General features: G+C 33.8%; 23 protein-coding genes. 16 read left to right on the top strand and 7 right to left on the bottom strand.

The window, feature by feature from the left end; all coding sequences use genetic code 11:
* From EL260_RS26135 to EL260_RS21880, 13 genes are read left to right on the top strand one after another with little or no spacing between them, the layout of a single operon-like run.
* On the top strand, window positions 1-126 hold the full coding sequence (locus EL260_RS26135) for a hypothetical protein (protein WP_262697024.1): 126 nt from the start codon (window positions 1-3) through the stop codon (window positions 124-126).
* Complete coding sequence (locus EL260_RS21935; protein ID WP_123857625.1) at window positions 126-740, top strand: DUF6046 domain-containing protein; 615 nt, start codon at window positions 126-128, stop codon at window positions 738-740. Before EL260_RS26135 ends, EL260_RS21935 begins: the two co-directional genes overlap by 1 nt.
* The gene (locus EL260_RS21930; protein ID WP_123857624.1) at window positions 740-1,852 is read left to right on the top strand and encodes a hypothetical protein; all 1,113 of its coding nucleotides are present in this window, start codon (window positions 740-742) and stop codon (window positions 1,850-1,852) included. Before EL260_RS21935 ends, EL260_RS21930 begins: the two co-directional genes overlap by 1 nt.
* Complete coding sequence (locus EL260_RS21925; RefSeq protein ID WP_164466562.1) at window positions 1,770-2,291, top strand: hypothetical protein; 522 nt, start codon at window positions 1,770-1,772, stop codon at window positions 2,289-2,291. Before EL260_RS21930 ends, EL260_RS21925 begins: the two co-directional genes overlap by 83 nt.
* Window positions 2,258-2,752: a hypothetical protein gene (locus tag EL260_RS21920; protein WP_123857622.1), complete on the top strand. Its 495-nt coding sequence runs from the start codon at window positions 2,258-2,260 to the stop codon at window positions 2,750-2,752. Before EL260_RS21925 ends, EL260_RS21920 begins: the two co-directional genes overlap by 34 nt.
* Window positions 2,752-2,955 (top strand): hypothetical protein, encoded by a 204-nt coding sequence (locus EL260_RS21915; protein ID WP_123857621.1) that lies wholly within the window; start codon window positions 2,752-2,754, stop codon window positions 2,953-2,955. Before EL260_RS21920 ends, EL260_RS21915 begins: the two co-directional genes overlap by 1 nt.
* A 2-nt stretch (window positions 2,956-2,957) precedes the next feature.
* Window positions 2,958-3,245 (top strand): oxidase, encoded by a 288-nt coding sequence (locus tag EL260_RS21910; protein WP_123857620.1) that lies wholly within the window; start codon window positions 2,958-2,960, stop codon window positions 3,243-3,245.
* A complete protein-coding gene (locus tag EL260_RS21905) occupies window positions 3,242-3,784 on the top strand; it encodes a phage holin family protein (protein ID WP_123857619.1) in 543 nt (180 codons plus the stop codon). The genes EL260_RS21910 and EL260_RS21905 overlap by 4 nt, the downstream gene beginning before the upstream one ends.
* Window positions 3,759-4,073, top strand: a complete 315-nt coding sequence (locus EL260_RS21900; protein WP_123857618.1) for a hypothetical protein — start codon at window positions 3,759-3,761, stop codon at window positions 4,071-4,073. Before EL260_RS21905 ends, EL260_RS21900 begins: the two co-directional genes overlap by 26 nt.
* Complete coding sequence (locus tag EL260_RS21895) at window positions 4,070-4,909, top strand: nucleotidyltransferase (protein ID WP_123857617.1); 840 nt, start codon at window positions 4,070-4,072, stop codon at window positions 4,907-4,909. The genes EL260_RS21900 and EL260_RS21895 overlap by 4 nt, the downstream gene beginning before the upstream one ends.
* A complete protein-coding gene (locus tag EL260_RS21890) occupies window positions 4,899-5,366 on the top strand; it encodes a hypothetical protein (protein WP_123857616.1) in 468 nt (155 codons plus the stop codon). The genes EL260_RS21895 and EL260_RS21890 overlap by 11 nt, the downstream gene beginning before the upstream one ends.
* Window positions 5,353-6,186, top strand: a complete 834-nt coding sequence (locus EL260_RS21885; RefSeq protein WP_123857615.1) for a hypothetical protein — start codon at window positions 5,353-5,355, stop codon at window positions 6,184-6,186. Before EL260_RS21890 ends, EL260_RS21885 begins: the two co-directional genes overlap by 14 nt.
* Window positions 6,186-8,138, top strand: coding sequence for a hypothetical protein (locus EL260_RS21880; RefSeq protein ID WP_123857614.1), 1,953 nt, complete (start codon window positions 6,186-6,188; stop codon window positions 8,136-8,138). The genes EL260_RS21885 and EL260_RS21880 overlap by 1 nt, the downstream gene beginning before the upstream one ends.
* A gap of 8 nt (window positions 8,139-8,146) precedes the next feature.
* On the opposite strand, the gene EL260_RS21875 is transcribed toward EL260_RS21880, so the two are convergent.
* The 3 genes from EL260_RS21875 to EL260_RS21865 all read right to left on the bottom strand — a co-directional run bounded on the left by EL260_RS21875 (window position 8,147) and on the right by EL260_RS21865 (window position 10,255).
* Window positions 8,147-9,166 (bottom strand): acyltransferase family protein, encoded by a 1,020-nt coding sequence (locus tag EL260_RS21875; RefSeq protein WP_123857613.1) that lies wholly within the window; start codon window positions 9,164-9,166, stop codon window positions 8,147-8,149.
* A 65-nt stretch (window positions 9,167-9,231) separates the two neighbouring features.
* A complete protein-coding gene (locus tag EL260_RS21870) occupies window positions 9,232-10,017 on the bottom strand; it encodes a GLPGLI family protein (RefSeq protein WP_164466561.1) in 786 nt (261 codons plus the stop codon).
* 67 nt (window positions 10,018-10,084) lie between these two features.
* Complete coding sequence (locus EL260_RS21865) at window positions 10,085-10,255, bottom strand: bacteriocin-like protein (protein WP_123857611.1); 171 nt, start codon at window positions 10,253-10,255, stop codon at window positions 10,085-10,087.
* 347 nt (window positions 10,256-10,602) lie between these two features.
* Between EL260_RS21865 and EL260_RS21860 the strand changes: the two genes are divergently transcribed.
* Genes EL260_RS21860 through EL260_RS21850 form a run of 3 tightly spaced genes read left to right on the top strand, consistent with a single transcriptional unit; the run spans window position 10,603 to window position 12,927 of the window.
* Window positions 10,603-11,259, top strand: a complete 657-nt coding sequence (locus EL260_RS21860) for a hypothetical protein (protein WP_123857610.1) — start codon at window positions 10,603-10,605, stop codon at window positions 11,257-11,259.
* A 1-nt stretch (window position 11,260) separates the two neighbouring features.
* On the top strand, window positions 11,261-11,647 hold the full coding sequence (locus tag EL260_RS21855; RefSeq protein WP_123857609.1) for a DUF423 domain-containing protein: 387 nt from the start codon (window positions 11,261-11,263) through the stop codon (window positions 11,645-11,647).
* A 2-nt stretch (window positions 11,648-11,649) separates the two neighbouring features.
* Window positions 11,650-12,927 carry a chloride channel protein gene (locus tag EL260_RS21850; RefSeq protein WP_123857608.1) on the top strand — a complete coding sequence of 426 codons (1,278 nt, stop codon included), beginning with the start codon at window positions 11,650-11,652 and terminating at the stop codon, window positions 12,925-12,927.
* 84 nt (window positions 12,928-13,011) lie between these two features.
* On the opposite strand, the gene EL260_RS21845 is transcribed toward EL260_RS21850, so the two are convergent.
* Genes EL260_RS21845 through EL260_RS21830 form a run of 4 tightly spaced genes read right to left on the bottom strand, consistent with a single transcriptional unit; the run spans window position 13,012 to window position 17,663 of the window.
* A complete protein-coding gene (locus EL260_RS21845) occupies window positions 13,012-14,415 on the bottom strand; it encodes a TolC family protein (RefSeq protein ID WP_123857607.1) in 1,404 nt (467 codons plus the stop codon).
* Window positions 14,399-15,712: an HlyD family secretion protein gene (locus EL260_RS21840; RefSeq protein WP_123857606.1), complete on the bottom strand. Its 1,314-nt coding sequence runs from the start codon at window positions 15,710-15,712 to the stop codon at window positions 14,399-14,401. Before EL260_RS21840 ends, EL260_RS21845 begins: the two co-directional genes overlap by 17 nt.
* A 1-nt stretch (window position 15,713) precedes the next feature.
* The gene (locus EL260_RS21835; protein ID WP_123857605.1) at window positions 15,714-17,387 is read right to left on the bottom strand and encodes a peptidase domain-containing ABC transporter; all 1,674 of its coding nucleotides are present in this window, start codon (window positions 17,385-17,387) and stop codon (window positions 15,714-15,716) included.
* Between the two features lie 36 nt (window positions 17,388-17,423).
* Window positions 17,424-17,663, bottom strand: coding sequence for a hypothetical protein (locus tag EL260_RS21830; RefSeq protein ID WP_123857604.1), 240 nt, complete (start codon window positions 17,661-17,663; stop codon window positions 17,424-17,426).
* Window positions 17,664-17,713: the final 50 nt, after the last annotated feature.

Here is a 17,713-nt window from a genome sequence, read left to right as displayed (position 1 = left end):
ATGATCAGTCATTTTCTGCACATCCCTTTCCCTGAGGAACTGGATGACGATACCTGGGCAATGAAATGGGCTCAAATTGGTTGGCTTGCAGACATGGGAATATTAAGCGCTAAAAAACTTCAATAATGACAAACGGTGAATCAATTGTGATCAATTTGGCAGCAAGATATGCAGCTGCTTTTGGAATAATGGCTATTAGCAATAAAATTAATCAAGCTGTAGTTACTCAGGAAGACAACAAGTATAATGTTGAGGTATATGAAGATTTTGATCCAGCCTTTGAGGAAGTAACTATGTCATTTGGTACAGATAGTAATAGAATAGAGCTTTCTTTTGCAAAAATGCTTGAGGGTACTGATGATAATAATATCTACGCTCCACCACTAATGATGAACTTCAGCAGGGAAAAAAGTCTTATTGAAACTCAAGTTTCCGGAGGTGATGCAATAGTTATAGAAAGGTGGGGAACCAAGCCCTGGAACATTGAGATAAGAGGTGTACTGATTGACGTTGAAAATAGGAATTATCCTTCAAAAAAAATAGATCAGCTATGTAGATTATTTGATCATAATAATGTAATTGAGGTTGAAGGTGTTCAGTTTATTGAAAAGAATATTAAAAATATTTATCTGAAGGATGTTTCAATAACTCCGGTTGAAGGCTTCCAGGACACAATGCAATTTACCTTGAACGCTTCCAGTATTAATGAAGTTGGTTTTACTTTAATAAATCCGGACTAATGCCAATTCATTATTATAATATTGATATTAGAATTACCATTGCAGAACGTGTTCAGTTCTACGTGGCTAAGTCAATTAAAATAGAAAGTACTATTGAGAAATTTGCAGATATAGCTTCCATTGAACTTCCAAGGGAGTTTAAAAATGCAATAGAAAATAATAATCGGCTTTCTATAGAACGGAAAAACCTATTAGAGTTCATTAAAGTAGGTGATTCGATAGTTATTGAGTTTGGATATGATGGCGATATTGTCACTGAATTCACTGGATATATTTCAGAACTCGGTGCAGAAATTCCCATTGTAATTGAGTGTGAAGATGAAATGTACAAACTAAAGAAAATGCCTTTAATCAACCACACTTTCAAATCTGCCAACCTCAAGGAAGTTTTACAATTTATCGCCCCCGGATATCAGATCAATGCTTTGGATATGCCTGTAGGAAAATACATGATTGAACGTGCCACCCCTTACAAGGTGATTGAGGACTTGAAAGATAAATTTGGAGTAAGATGCTTTTTTAAAGGTAAAGTATTATATGCAGGCCTTACAGTAGACTTTAAACCACAAACTAAACATAAATTCATTTTTGGTAAAAACATCCGTGAAAGCAGTGATCTAAGGTACAAAGTAAAAACAAGCCGTAAAAGATATGTTAAGGCTGTTTCAATGCAGAAAGGATCTGCGAACAAAAAAGTCACGTATGAATTCGGGGATGTTGGAGAATCTGAAATATCCTTACATGCTCCTCTTAACCTTAACCAGGAACAATTAAAAGTATGGGCTGAAAAGTACTACAATTCAATAGTTTTTGATGGCTATGAAGGAAGTATTGATTCCTGGTTTTATCCTCGTACTGAAGTCGGAGACAGTGGTGAAATTATTGATCCAAATTATCCTGATGGTTATCGTGACGGACAGTATTTTATTGACGGTGTAACAACAACCGTTGATGAGTCCGGCGGAATCCAACGCCAAAACAAAATATCATTTAAAATCAAAAGTAATGAAGAATACAATCGCCCTAATTATGGTTACATCACTGTTACTCCAAGGGTGCAACATAAGAAACAAACAACCGGAACCGCTTCCACCAAGAATAGAAAAGGATAGCATTGTAAGCAATAAAACAATAACTATCACTGAAAGGGATACTGTTTTAGTTTCTGTTTCTGATAGTTTATATTATGATGCTTACATTGAGTGCTTAGGAAATAAGCCAGTGCTTAGAGATCCTACACAAAAGAAAACAGATGGAGTAAAATCTGAAGTGATTCTAAAGGATGGTAAACTCACCGTTTTAGTTAATACGGAAGCACAAAAATTGTTCATGAAATGGAAGGAAAAATATACTGAAGAAAATAAAGAACGCATCAAAACGGTACAGGTTTCGTACCCCGTTGAAATTAAAGTACCGGTTGAGGTTCCTATAAAGCTTTCTTTTTTTCAAAAGCTTTACCTGTGGCTCGGTAAGATTACATTTTTAGCTTTGATTGGTTTCATTTTATATAAAATACCGTGGAGAAGTTTGTTGAAGCTATTAGGGCTATAAGCGGAAACGCTCTACCAGTAACCAGATATACATCCATTGGAACAGTTGCTGAGATAACCGGAATGACATGTACTGTAGAAAGGCAGGATCTGCCACCTCTTTATGATGTTCGACTCAATGCAATTGATAAAAGCTTTAATGATTGTATTGTTATTTACCCAAAGATCGGATCTGAAGTTCTTTGTTTAGTTGTAGAGAATGAACAAGCAGAAACAACCCTGGTTAAATACACAGAAATTGATAAGGTTCTAATAACCATAGGAGGTGCACACTTTGAAATGTCTGGGGGAAAATTTGAATTCAAGAATGAATCCAGTGACTTAAAGAAAATTTTAACTAATGGTTTCGAGAATCTAAAGAATGCAATAATTACTACTCCTTCAGGGCCTGGGCAATTTTCTGATGTTGACAAACTGAAATTTGAAAAGCTTAAAAGCACAACTGAAAATCTATTTACATAATGGCATTAAACGACGCTCAATTCATACAGCAAGCTGTAGATCTTCAGACAAAGATGGAAGCTAAAACGGACAGAGATGCCGCTAAGCAAGATTATGCCGTCCAACTTTTAAAGTTGGTTAAAGACTATTTAAAAAGTGCTTCTATTGAGATAACAGGAACATCAAATCAAGGTCCTTTTACTGGGACTGCAAAAATAACATAATAATGAGACAAGATTTAACAGTAGACGAGAATTATGAGTTAAAAGTAGAAAATGGTGATTTTGTTATTGGTGAATCTGATCGACAACATGTAATTGATATCACATTTGCTCATCCTGGTGAATACAAGGCTTATCCCAATATTGGTTTTGCTGCTGTACTTCAGTTAAAGAAAAATCCTAATATAAACCAGTTTAAACGTGATTTAAACATTCAATTGGAGTCTGATGGCTACCATAACCCAGACATTGATTTATCAAAGGGTTTTGAAAACTTAACTATTAACGTATGAAAGAATTACTCATTTATAAAAAACATATAATAGCAGTATTAACTGCAATTAAGAAACCAGCAATTATTTTACCAACAATAGGATTTGTAACATTTTCAGACAATCTTATGGGGATTATACTTCTTATTGGATTGATGGCAGCTGATTTTATTACTGGAGTACTTGCTTCATGGAATATGTGGAAAAATTCAAAGATAGAATCAAATTTTTGGAAGTATGGATTTTCGAGTTCCCGAATTCGCTTATCTATTGTTAAAAGTGTTACATATTTTCTTTTTATTCTTTGCACCTATGGTATAGAAGTCATATTCAGAGTGAAAAGTTTTGGTAAGAATGGATATACTGACCATGAACTCACTCTGTCTTTGTTTGCTGTAGCAATTGCTTGTTCGATAGAATTTTACTCCATATTTTTTGAAAATTTACCTAAAGCTGGTTTTGATATTTGGAGTTACTTCAAAAAAATAACGGCAAAGATAAAATCTGGAATAAAAACAGTAAAAGAGATCACCGATGACAACAATAACACTACTACATAATCAGTCAATTATTGATATCGCAATTCAATATACAGGTAAGGCAGAAAACTGTTTTGAAATAGCATTGGTCAATAATATTTCAGTTTCTCAATTTTTGGAGCCAGGAACTGCAATTAAAATTCCTTTCACTTCTGAAGTAAATACCGATATAGATAATGATGTAGTGCAATATTATGTTTTTAAGCAGTTGCAGCCAGCTTCTGAAATTACTGAAGAACTAATTATTAAAATTAATCCATTATCCGGAATCAATTATTGGGGAATTGAAGAAAACTTTATAGTACAATGAGAACACTAGACGAAATACATGCATCATTATTAGAAAACAAAGTTACATATCCTGCATTGGATGGATTAACATCATCTTCAAAATCAGCTGTATGGAGGTTGATTTTATGGGTTTTTGCCTTTGGAATCTATATGCATGAAAGAATTTTTGAAGAATGCAAAAAAGAAATCTCTCTTATGATACAAGAAGAAAAGGCCCATTCTCAAAGATGGTATAGAAATATGGCTTTGAGGTTTCAATATGGTTTCCTTTTACTCCCGGATGATGATGAATTCAATAATACCGGATACACACAGGAACAAATTGAAGAATCTAAAATAATTAAGTATTCAGCAGTTACTGAGAGTGTAGATCAAAGTAGGTTGATTATTAAAATAGCAACAGAATCAGGTGGATTATTAAAACCAATAACTAGTGACCAAAAAGAAGCATTTGAAAGCTATATCGCTGAAATTAAAGATGCAGGGGTTCAGACAACGGTAATAAACTTTTTACCTGACAAATTACAGTTAAATTTTAAAATAAAACGAGATCCAAATGTCATTGACTCTAATGGAGTTTCTATTCTTAACGGAAATGAGCCAATAAAAGATGCACTACAAAAATTTTTAAAGGAATTACCATTTAATGGTGAACTTGTATTAAATCATCTTGTTGATAGATTACAAGTGATTGATGGAGTAATTAACCCTCATTTGATAGGAGCAAAAACTTCTTGGATTGATGCTCAATTAAATGACTATGGTTATTATGAGCCTGTTGAAATTTCTAAAATTCCTGTAAGCGGATACTTTGAAATTGATTATAACAAAACAATAATTGAATATGTGGTATAATCTTAATGCACAGACTTTGGCTATGAGATTGTTGCCCACCTTTCTTAGAAAAGAAAGGTTGACAGCACTGCTTACATTAGCAACTTCTGAAATTATTGACCTTAATAATTCACTTGTAATATATCGCAGTACTTCAATAGTAAAAGTAAAGCACAATGGACAGGTTTGTAAACTTCGCAAAATCTTAAATGACACCTTTGATTATCAGCGAAGAATTAGAATAGTTGATGGGTTATTAAAAAAACCTGTTTATATCTATACTGATGGAGAGCACAAACCGAAATGGATTGGAAAAATGTTCATTTATACAGATGAAGAAACAGATAGAACAAAAATAGATTTTACTGTTGTTATACCAGCGGAGCTTAAAAACTATAAGATAGAAATAAAAGCTTTAGTTGATTTTTATAAACTAGCGAGCAAGCGCTATAAAATTATAATTGATGAAAACATTTAATTTTAACGAAACTGAGGGCTTTGATTTTGGAACTAAGGTTCTCCAAGAAATGCAGGATGCATATTCTATTATTGAAGGGGTAAGCAAAATGGCAGGTGAAAAAGCGATAATATCAGGCTGTGAAGATTTAGGATTAACGATTTCTGATGGAGTTGTTTTTCTTAACGGAGAATTACTTTTTTTTAAGGGTGCAGTAAAACAAGCAACCGTAATAATTAAAGAGGAAAAAACAAATAGAGCATTCGAAAATGGTTCTTTAAAACCATTTTCAACTTATCGCTATGCAACATTTGGATTTTCTCCAGATGCTTACAATTGGAATGATCTTAAAAGAGTCACCCCACTTAATAAGCTGGAAGAAAGAATATCAAAGTTAGAAATGGCAGCTGCTCCAATAATAAAAGGTGGTGGTAGGGTATTGTTTCTTCGACCAGCTAATGAGATTCCTGAAGGTTGGGAAGAAGATAAAACTTTTTCGGGACGAATGCCTGTAGGTCTTGATTCTTCAGATATTGATTTTAATGAAGTAGGAAAAACAGGTGGTGAAAAGAACCATAAACTTACTATGCCTCAGCTTCCAAAACATAGTTTTAAGATATTTGGCGGTTCCGGTATTAACTCCGCAAAAATTTCAAATAATCCAGACGGAACTGCTGCTTCTCAGGGTGACAGTCCATCAGCTAATGAGGATTGGAATTACGAAATTACATCAACATCCGGAGAAGCATTTGCTGGAAAAACTAACGTATTAGGAAATGATGAGGAACATAATAATATGTCTCCTTTTAGAATTGTAATATATATAAAATTTGTAGGATAATGCCAAAAATCTCAAAAATCAATCTAAGGCAATTATTTGCTAAAGGGATGAAACCCACTCAAGAAGCTTTTTACAATTTATTTGATTCGTTTTGGCATAAAGATGACCAAATAGATATTTCAGCTGTAAAAGATTTACAGTTTTCTCTTGACAATAAACTTGACAATGCAGCTAAAGATTCATTATTAGGTGCATTTAATGATGCATTAACCGATATTCATAAGATCGTAGAATCTGACTTTAAAGGAGTGTTATCTCCCACTGATCCGACGCCTACAGAACCAGGTAATTATAAACCTGCTATTTCTTCAGGAGATGATAAACCATCTGATCCTAATAGTACAGCAGATTGGGGTAAGAAGTACCCTAATGCAAATAATTTAAGAGCGAAAGAAGGTTTTGATACGATGTTTTATTTTAATGGAGTATCTTGGAGTAAATCAGAAACAAGAATATTAAATTCTATTAGTGATATAAACAACTCTAAAACTGTTTTAAAATCTTTCGTTGAACCAAAGTATACACTTGATTATACTTTTGATATTTCAAAAACAAATCAATATACAATTTATGGTGTTGCTTATTGGTTTGGTCGTCAATTAAAATCAGATAATTCTGCAGCCGCAAAAACAGGAAGTGGTCAGTATTATAATATTTGGAGGAATATTCCTACAAAACAAGGTAACAAAAAAATTGGTAAACTTATTTTAAAAGTTACACCATATACTAATTTGTCAAGTGATGTTGTTAAAAACACAACGCTTTTAGGGGTTAAAAATGGTGTAGTAACTCCTTTGGTTGTGGGAACTAGCGAAACAGTATCTCCAACGCTACAAATATTCGAAATTGATGTTGAGGAATATGATTTTATAAGTATTGGATTATATGCCTTTGATGCCAATCCTGTGACAAGCACCCAAACAATAGAATTTTATACTGTGGATCGTACAATAGTTGAAGATGGAGTGCGAAAATTTATAGAAGAAAAGTTGGGCGGATCAGGTGGATCAAGACCAGGGTATATTGACTTAATTGATTATGGTTGTGCGGGGGATGGTGTAACCGATGATACAGAAAAGATTAATGCTGCAATTATAGAGTTAATAAATTATGGTGGTGGAATCATTTATGGTAGAGATAGAAAATTCAAAGTGAGTTCTATTAATATTCCTAATGTTCTAAAATGGTGTAGAATCGGCATCATGGGAAGTATTGCTCCTGCACCAAGATTTGGAACAGTAGAGAATTTTGATGTAAAGGCGTACAATGGAATGGAGATAATCTCTGATTTACACGATCTTTCAAGGGGAATAATAAATGTTAATGCTGGGTCGGGATTTGCGGGATTCAATTTGGTTACATTGGATGTTCAAAAAGTTACTGTGAGAGCGTACAATAATCCGCAATGTCATGGTATAAATGCTACTAATGCTGCACAACTTAATGTTGAAGATGTTATTGTAGACACAGGTGTCTACAATGTTCAAGCTTCGTTACCAACGGCCATTACAGCAGGAATTCTAACGCCTAAGCTTTCTAATGGAGCTTGGACAACGCTGAAGAATATTGTAGTCAGTGGATACTACTCAGGAATTTATGTTTATGAGCATACCAAGGGAGATTATATAGTGCTTGCTTCTAACAAAATTGGATTACGGCTTTATAAAGCAAATCACTCATCTTTGTTTATTAGACCGGGCTTTTATAGGAATCAAAAAGATATTGTAGTTGAAGGTTTTCATCGTTTTGAAATCCAACAAATGGCAGTAGAGCTAGTGGGAGAGACACAATATAATGAAAACAACAAATGGCAATTGTCGCTTTTTAATTTGGAGGATTTAAATAATAGTGGATCTGGGAAAATTAGTTATGATGTTTGTCTAGGAGGATTTGGTCCAGTGGATACATTTACCAAAAATGGAGGGACAGGTGTCATCTGCACTAAATTGTAATTTAAATCTTAATGAGTTTGTAATTGAGGACTAAAAACAGACTTAAATTTTTTCATTTGTTTTTCAACCAAATGCCATGAAAAATAAGACAATATATAAGTAACAATAGTTGATAAAGTAAATAATAAAACGGGAGACAGGTTTAAAAAGGTCATAAAAAGTTGCTGAATAAAAAAGGCATAAATATAGACCCCATATGATATGTCTCCTAGTTTTTTTGGAAGCTGGAATACTTTAAAGTAAGCTTCACCCAATGGAATAACTAATAAAGGAAATAGAAATGGAGAAGTAATTTCGAATACTTTATAATAGAAACTGATCGCTATGGAGGCCAATAGAATGGAAAATAAAAAAGGATTCCACTTAATCTTTTTTAATTTTTTTAAATTCATTAAAGCTCCTCCAAAAAATAAGGAAGAAAGTTTCCAGAAAAGAATAGGTTCAAGATTAATTAAATTAAAAAATTCTTTCAGAAAATCAGGATTTAAAGCAGTAAAGCAGATACTTGTAAGAAAACCAAATATTAACAAGAATTTTCTAATTGTTTCTAAGTTAATAAAAAACAAAAAGCTTACGACAATATACATGCTAAACTCATAAGCGAGAGACCATAGGCTGCCATTAATAGCATTAGGGTATGGATTGTTTGCAAATATACCTGGAACATTATATTGAACTCTATATAAGCTTAAATTATTTGGAAGATAAAACCAAAAGTCTTTATAAAAAAGCACTTTATAGTTTATAAAAATCATAATAAGCATTGAGAAACAAAGCATTACAAAAAGACCAGGAAAAAGCCTTAAAACTCTTTTCCAGAAGTAGTCAAAAAGGGACTTTGAATTTTCGAGACTTTGAAAAATAAGATAACCGCTTAAAACAAAGAAAAAAGCTACAGCAATTGCTCCGAATGAAGTTGTTTTAGTAATAGTAAAAAGAAAATCTTCACCTCCGGTAAGATCAAAAGAATGGGAAAATATTACCAATGTAGAGAACAGTAAGCGAAGCCAATTAAAGTTATTCTTCATGAATCATTTGAGTGCATTTAATTTTAGTAAAAATAAGAAAAATTGTTTAATTTATAGTCTGGGTTTTATTTGAATTCAACTTTCTGATTTAACTCTATAGGTGAGTTTTTTTCTTTTAATTGCTTTTGAAGATTGCCCGTAAGATCCTTAAAGCTCATATCAAGGGTGTTACCTTTATCATCTCCTATTTTCATTTTATATCCTTGAGCTTTTATTGCAGAAAAAGGATCAGAATAATAGTCTTCTTGTAGTTTTTTGTATGTTTCCCAATTGATTTCTTTTCCTTTTCGTATATTGAATTGATTATTTTTACTTGACCTCTTTATTCTAATAAGATTAAAATCAAAATCTTTATCAACATCTGTTAACTTCACAATGAACCCTGGAAGACCATGAAAAATATACGGGCCTTCCTGTAAGGGATTATTTACATCAAACCAAGCGATCCATGTTTTCCCTCCATATTTAGTAGTCGCTTTTTGACACTCAAATTCTCCAATCTTTTGTTTTTCTTGATGAACATTCCAATCTAAATTTTCATCTATATTAATATAATATAGATCATACAGAGCAGGATGTGTAACACTTTTATATATCTTTTTACTTATTAAATTTTTAAAGGAATATAAATGCTCAAATGTTGGTTTTTTAGATGCGTAATAGCCATTAATTAATGCAAGAGAATCTGCTTTTCTTGCACTTTCAGAACGAAAAACTGATTGTTTGCCTAACACATCCAAGTAGTAATATTCAGTTTGAGTATTAGGCTTATTAAGTTCATATATAAATGTTATGTTTTGTGCTGAAGTAATACTTGATAAAATAGTAAGTATTAAAATAAATAACTTCATATTCTTCATTTTTCATAAAGGTATTAAAAAAGGAGATATATAAATATACCTCCTTAACAAACATTCATTACATACAAGCCATGTGAGATTCAATGTATTGTCCTCCAGTGTAAGAGAACCACATTCCACACTCTAAGCCATATTGGCCACAAATGTCACCTGCTCCAGGCTTACAAAAATCACCACCACCTTTAATGGTTTTCAAATCCTTCTTAGAAAGTTTTTTTAATTTTTTCATAATAAAAATATTTTAATTCGTAGTAAATGTATAGTTAGCTTTTTAATCCCCATTACGGGAATCCGTATCTGTATGATGTTTTTTTCATTATATTAAGATGCTGTAGATAAAAAAAGAATAGCCCCAATTTGGGGCTATTCTTTAACACTCATTCTACATCACATATTTAAGGAACAATAACCATGAAACATTCCCATATATATGATATTGCATATTTATGACGATAAATTTTATTATCTTTACGGGAAACAGTAACGATTATAATTTTTTATGTTTTTATACTGTTTTAATTACGTTTAAATGGTCTTTAAAATGTAAATAGAATTTTCCATTTTTTCAATCTGAACTTGGCCTGCATATTTCATTTTTTTTATACTTTTGGTTTTGCCGATTATGCTGAATTAAAGTCTGAGAAAAATCCGTCGGCAGAAACACAAGACCAGATTGGAATGTATGAAGGTTGTTTTACAGAAGAATCACTGGCTGATATCAGATATTTTTTTGGAAAAGATAAACTGACATTTGTAGCCGGAAGATGTTCCAATCATGCAATGAGAGCATTGGATGATCTTGGAAGTCATGAACTTAAATTTACCTATAAAGAGCTTGATAAATATTGGAGTCTTTATGCAAGAAATCTATTGAAAGGTTCAGATACAATAGAGAAAACAAGTTTCAGAAATAAGCTGTATAAAGGAAAAATAGATGAGAAATATCCCATTACAGTTCTTGTATCAAGTACTTATCCTAATAGCGATAGCTCTGGAATAAGTTCTTTTCATGCTGAATATTGGTATGATAAAAGCAAAAAACTGATTCAATGGGACGGCCAGCTAAAAGGGAATCACATCTCTATCACTGAAAACGACCGGTATGATGATGTCATAAGCCAATGGATTCCGAGAGCATTTGTAGAGGCAGAAATGAAAGGAAATAAGATTACTGGAACCTGGCAGGACTATAAGACAAAAAAATATTTAAGTATAGAATTAGAAGAGTTATAAAATGAAAACAATTACTTTAGTTTTTGGAGCGGTTTACGGAATGGTGTCTGTAATCCTAGGGGCATTCGGAGCACACGCTTTAAAGAAAATATTAGCTGTGGAAAGACTGGAAAGTTTTGAAACAGGAGTAAGATATCAGATGTATGCAGCCTTTTTCCTGCTGATTATCGGGTATATCTTGAAATTTGAAACTTCTGCTGAAAGATGGACCTCAATTTTAATGATTGCAGGTACCCTTTTATTCTCAGTGAGTATCTATTTCCTGAGCATGCAGGATTATCTGGGAATGAATCTTAAATTTTTAGGACCTATCACTCCGCTTGGAGGCTTGATGATGATCTTAAGCTGGGGAATGTTGATTCTTTATTTTGTTAAAAACAAAATCTAAGAATGAAAATCAATAGAAGAAGACGGCTTATAAGAACGTTCAATCTTTTGGATCAGCCCATCAGGTTTAATCCGTTTGTGTTCAGCCGTACTTTTTTCATGTGGGCTTTTACAGGACTTGTAGGAGGCATTATTGCCGGTGGATATTGGATTGTACTGGAGCATTTTACTGAATTTTTAGCCCATTTTCAAGGCTGGCAGGTAATTCCTACGATGGCAATTTGTGGACTGCTGGCAGGATTGGTGATCCATTTTATTGGAGATCCCGGAGAAATCCATCTAATTGTCAATAACATTAGATTCAATAAAGGAAAACTGGAACCAAAAAATAATCCATCCATGATTCTTTCCTCACTTTTTTGTGTGGCATCAGGAGGAAGTTTAGGTCCGGAAGCTCCTTTGGTACAGGTTACCGGGTCTACAGGAACATGGTTAGGGAAAATTTTTAGATTAAAAGGTGAAGAATTACGTTCACTAAGTATTGCAGGGATGGCTTCAGGCTTTACGGCTCTTTTTGGTGCTCCGCTTGGAGGAAGTCTTTTTTCACTGGAAATTCTGCATCATAAACATGCAGTTGAATATTATAAAGCCATTATTCCGGCTTTGGTAGCAAGTTGTTTCAGTTATCTGATGTTTGCTTTGATTATCCATTTGGGAATTGGAGCAACCTGGGATTTGAAAGCCTATCATTACACCGGAGTATATGATTTTTTATATGCTACCTTATTTGGAATTGTAGGAACTCTTTTTGGTTGGATTTTCATCTTCGTAGTGAAGTTTTTCAAAAAGATTTTTGAATATAAAAAATTTCCAATCTATATCAAAACATTAGTAGGAGGGATTCTTTTAGGGATTATTGCTTACAATTTTCCGATTACAAGATATTTTGGACACAACGAGATCAATCAGTTGATCGGAGGGAATTTCGGACTGAACTTTCTGATTCTGGTTTTGGTCTTTAAAATATTAGCTATTGCCATTACAGTAACTTCAGGGTGGAGGGGTGGTTTTATTATCCCGCTGTTCTTTGTGGGAACTACATTAGGATTAATTATTCATAATTTATTTCCGGGTGTAGATACTACCTTAGCCATTGTAAGCTGCATGGCTGCGATCAATGCCTGTGTGACAAGAACTCCGATGAGTACTACCATTATTCTGGGAACACTAACGGGGTTTACTTATTTTGTTCCGATTTTGTTCGCAAGTCTTACAGGATATTTCCTGGCTCCTAGGATTCCGTTTATTGGTTCTCAGTCTGAAAAGCTAGTAGAAGAATAATATCTTATATAAATAAATGCTGATCTATTTTTAAGATCAGAAGGTATCAAAAAAGTTCAGGTAGTTCCTGAGCTTTTTTGATTTTTATAAAGAGAAACTTTCTTTCATCCACTTAAGCTTAGTGAAGCTTTTCAGAAACTTTGCCTGTAGAGAAATATATTTTTCCTGAGCATCAATCATCTTATTTTCCCTCGAATTAATGAGGAAAAGAGAGCTTTCACCATTCGTGTACCTTATTTCTTCAGCAGTAAGTAATTTCTGATAATTCACAAGATTGTTTTTAGAAAGATTAATTTGTGCATGATAATTGACAAGCTCGTTTTTATAGGTTTCAATCTTGGTATGGAGTTCTCTCTTTTTAACCTGGGTATCAAGCTGATTTTGCTGTATTTTGATTTTAGCAATCTGATAATTCGCTCTGGCTTCTCTTTGGAATACCGGAATTTCAAGCTTTAAACCATATTGAAAATTGTTGTCAAAAAGAGGAAGATAATCTGCCTGATAATTTTCTTTGTTGAAGAAATTATAGGTGAAATCGAGTTTAGGAAGAAAACTTTGCCACTTCAGTTTACGTTCGCTTTCTAAAATTTGGTGTTTCTGATCATAATAAAGAACAGACCAATGAGTATCAATTTCCTTTGTGCTAAGTTCCTGAAGAAGAAATTCAAAATCCGAATAAGCAGGATGATCCGAAAGATGATTGGAAGGATATATAATATTGGAGATTTCATAAATCTCTTGCTTATCTTTCCATAAAAATAACTGCAGCTTCTGTGTGTTTCTGACAAAGTTTAGATAGGCTTCTTTCTGCTGAAGTTCAAAACTCTGCAGTTGTGAGCTGGCTTCAACTGTATCTATCGCTGCTCTTTCCCCATATTCGAAGGTTTTTTGGGTGAGGTTTAAACGGTTTTTATTGATTTCTACCGCTTTAGCCTGTAGTTGATAAATCTCAAAACTTTGTACCCATTCCCAATACGTATTTTCAGCTTCAAGAAGAAGTTCGTTGGTCAGAATAGTCTGTTCTGCTTCAGTCATTTTTACGGCAAATTTTGCCTGATCCAAGATGGCTCTACGTTTATCATACAAAAGGTTTTTGGCTAAAGGTACAGTAACTCCCATGCTGTACAAACCACCTTTAGTATCACTGGAATTTAGTTTTTCACCATTCAGATTTTGATATCCTGCGGTAAGATCAATTCCGTACCAGGTAGGAATGCCCAGTTCCAGGTTTTTCTGCCTGTAATATTGAGTTCCATCAATGTTTTTTTCTCCGATTTTTCCACCCAAAACAGGGTCGAAAGCTCCTCTGGCTTTAGTAATTTTAGATTGGGCAATTTTATTCTGCAGCTGATATTTCAATGCGAGTGGATGATAATTTTTGACCACCGATATAAATTCCTGAGCCGAAATAGTAAGAGAGTCCTGAGCCAGACCATAGTGGAAAAAAGATAGAATCAGGATAAAAAGAATTTTACTTTGATTTTTCATATTTTCCGGATTGGTCGTTTTTCACTTCATAATAGTCTGGAGGGAAACCATTGATATTTCTCCAGAGTTCATACCAGATCGGGACATCGTTTAGAATGGCAATTCCCTGTACTCCGGCTCCCATCTTAATTTTTGGCGGCCATCTTTTTTCATCTTTATCCTCAATGACCAGAGCTTTAAAAAGTCCGTTAGCACTGATATTGCTTTCTACGGCAACTATTTCTCCGGCAAATGTTCCGTAGCTGGAGTTGGGCCATCCCGAAAATACAATAGCAGGAAAACCATCGAAAATACACATGATACGCTGTTTTTCCTTGATAAGAGGAAGGTCTACCGGTTTTACATAAATTTCCACTGCATAATCTACCGTAGTAGGAACAATAGTTCCTATGTTTTCTCCGTCTTTTAAAACCTCCCCAATACCTGCTTTGTTGAGTTGTATGACCTGCCCGTTTTGGGAAGCGATGATGAAATATAAATCCTGTCTTGCTTTATAATTGGCAACCTGATTTTCAAGTTTTGCAATATCTCCATCACTGCCTTCAATTTGTCCCATATTTTGAAACCGTTCTCCCTCTATTTTACTTAGTTTTTCTGTATAATCCTGGATTACTGAATTCTGCTCAATACCAGTATTGATAATTTCCTGGCGGGTTTGAGCAACTTTATTCTCCGAAGCTGTTTTTTTAGCAATGGCATTTTGATAAGAAATACTTCTTTGTTGAAATTGAGTCAGAGAAACCAGACCTTCTTCATACATTTTTTTCTGTCGGGTAAACTGATCCTCAGAAAGTCTTACTTCATTGGTAGCAGCGGCCAGTTCTGCCTCTTCCCCTGAAAGCTTGCTATTAAGCTGACTGATCTTTCCCTTTAATTGATTAAGCTTTAAGTCTCTTGCCGAATGTAAAGCCTGAAGCTGACTTTTAACCGTTCCTACTTTCGCTTCATAAAAATCCCGGACCCCTTTTTTAGCATTCACCTGTTCCTGAGTTCTTTGTACCAAAAGTGGATCCAAATAATCTTCTTTGATTTCCGAAAGCTGCATCAGGGTATCTCCCTTTTTTACATAATCTCCGTTTTTTACATACCACTTGATAATTTTTCCCGGAATAGGAGAATGGAGTTGCTGGGGACGCTGTTCCTGATAAAGAGAAGTTACATTTCCTTTCACTTTAATGTTCTGTGTCCAGGGAAGAAATAAAGTGATAATACCTCCAATAAAAATGAAGAGAAACCATCTTTTCACTCTTGATTTCTTATGAATATGATATATTTTGTCAAATGACTGTAGTTCCATTTTACTGATTTTTATGAGATGTTCTTAAAGTTCCCCCTTCCAGATGAATATGCTGATCCGCATGCTGCAAAAGTTCTGCATCCTGTGAAACAATGATGATCGTTGTTTTTTCTTTGATCTTCAAAAGGTACTGTATCATTCTATCCTGATATTCTTCACGGATTCCTGCAAAAGGGTTTTCCAGAATGATAAGTCTCTTTTCACCCAAAAGTGCCCGCAGAAGTAGAATTTTCTTTTTTGAGCTGAAGGTGATTTCAGGATCGGTTTCACTGACTTCGGTGAAAAATCCACTGCTGAACATACTGGAAATATTTTCTATTCCGATATTTTCAGAAAGCTCCAGAATGTCTTCCGTATGGCTTTCACTATTCCCTAATATGATATTTTCTTTCACTGTTCCCTGAATGATCTTCATATTTTCAAGATAAAGACCTATGTCGTTTCTCAGCAGTTGTTTCTCAATGTTTTTTAATGGAATTCTGTCAAATAAAATGGTTCCTGAGCTAGGGTCAAAAAAACCTGTGATCATATTGAGGAGAAGTGTTTTTCCGGCTCCTAACTTTCCTGTTAAAACATTAATGGTATTTTCCCGAATTTTAAAATTTACATCCGAAAGGATGGGGCTATGCTCGTTGAAGGAAAAACTTACATTTTTAAATTCAATCTCTGCTCCTTTTTCTTTCTGTGATAATATGATTTCACCATTTTGTTCCTCTTTAAGCTCTGTAATTTTAGAAAGTTTGGCAAAAGAAGCGATAAGATCATAATAACTTTCAAGGCTTACAATCAGTTTTTCTACAGCAGACATAATGCTCAGAACAACAATTTCTGTAGCAATAAAAGCCCCAATATTCAGTTTTTGATTAATCAGAAGATAAGTTCCAATAGCAAGCATCGCTAAGGTAATAATTACTTTAAAGGCAATAATCGTTTTGTACTGAAAAACAAGAACTTTAAAATGGGATGTCCTATGTTTAAGATATTCTACGACGCGTTCATCGGTTCCTTTTAGATGAGCATCATTTTCAGAATGCATTTTAAAGGTTTTTACCGATCCGGCAATATCTTCGATCCATGCCGCCGTATCATATTTTTTGTTACTTTCTTCAATACTGGATTTAATCCCGCTTTCCATCGTATATCTGAAAATAATAATTACAGAAATAACCACCAGCCCTCCAAATGCCAGAAACCAGGGATGATAAAAAGAAAGTAAAAGAATTCCAAAAACAATCTGAATCAATGCGGTGGGAATTTCCAGCAAAATCTTTGAAATTCCTTTTTGTAAATTTTGGATATCAAAAAAACGGTTAACAAGCTCCGGGAGATAATACTTTCTGGTATAAGAAAGATCGACCTTTGGAATCTTATCAGCGATGGCAATGGAAAACTCTACATATATTTTCTGCTGGATTTTTTCAATGATCTGTATCACCTTTAACCTGAAATATCCGGCAAGCCATGTTCCGATGACTACAAAGAAGATGAGGAGGTAAATGGAAGTTGTCATGGTAGCTCCCATTACAAAACTTACTATAGACTGTATTCCCAACGGAACACTCAATAAAACAAGACCGTTGAGGACGGCATAAAAATAAATATTAGTGACATCTTTTTTCTCTTTTGTAATGTACCGGATCAGTCTTTTGCCCTGTTCATTTGCGCTTATTTCCATTTTTCTTTTTTGCTGAGGTTACAGATTCTCCCATCTTTAGATTTTCCCATGAATACCGGCTTGGTTTTGGAAAAGATAGACTGGATGCTCTTCTTTTTTAGAATACTTATACAGGATCGATGAAATTATTTTTTGAAAGTGCCTGTTGATAAAAGTAATAAATACACTTTTTGAATTCAGATTTAATGATTCATCTTGTATTTTTTTACCCATTCTTCGAAGCCTTACTCTTTTCTGAATTGTAGAAACAAAGCCTTTTTCGATTCTGTATTTCATCTGAAAAATTATATAATGTATATCTCTTATTTTGGGGTTTCAAAGATAAA

Source organism: Chryseobacterium nakagawai, assembly GCF_900637665.1.
Taxonomy (GTDB): domain Bacteria; phylum Bacteroidota; class Bacteroidia; order Flavobacteriales; family Weeksellaceae; genus Chryseobacterium; species Chryseobacterium nakagawai.
This window is presented reverse-complemented; position numbering and strand designations above follow the sequence as displayed.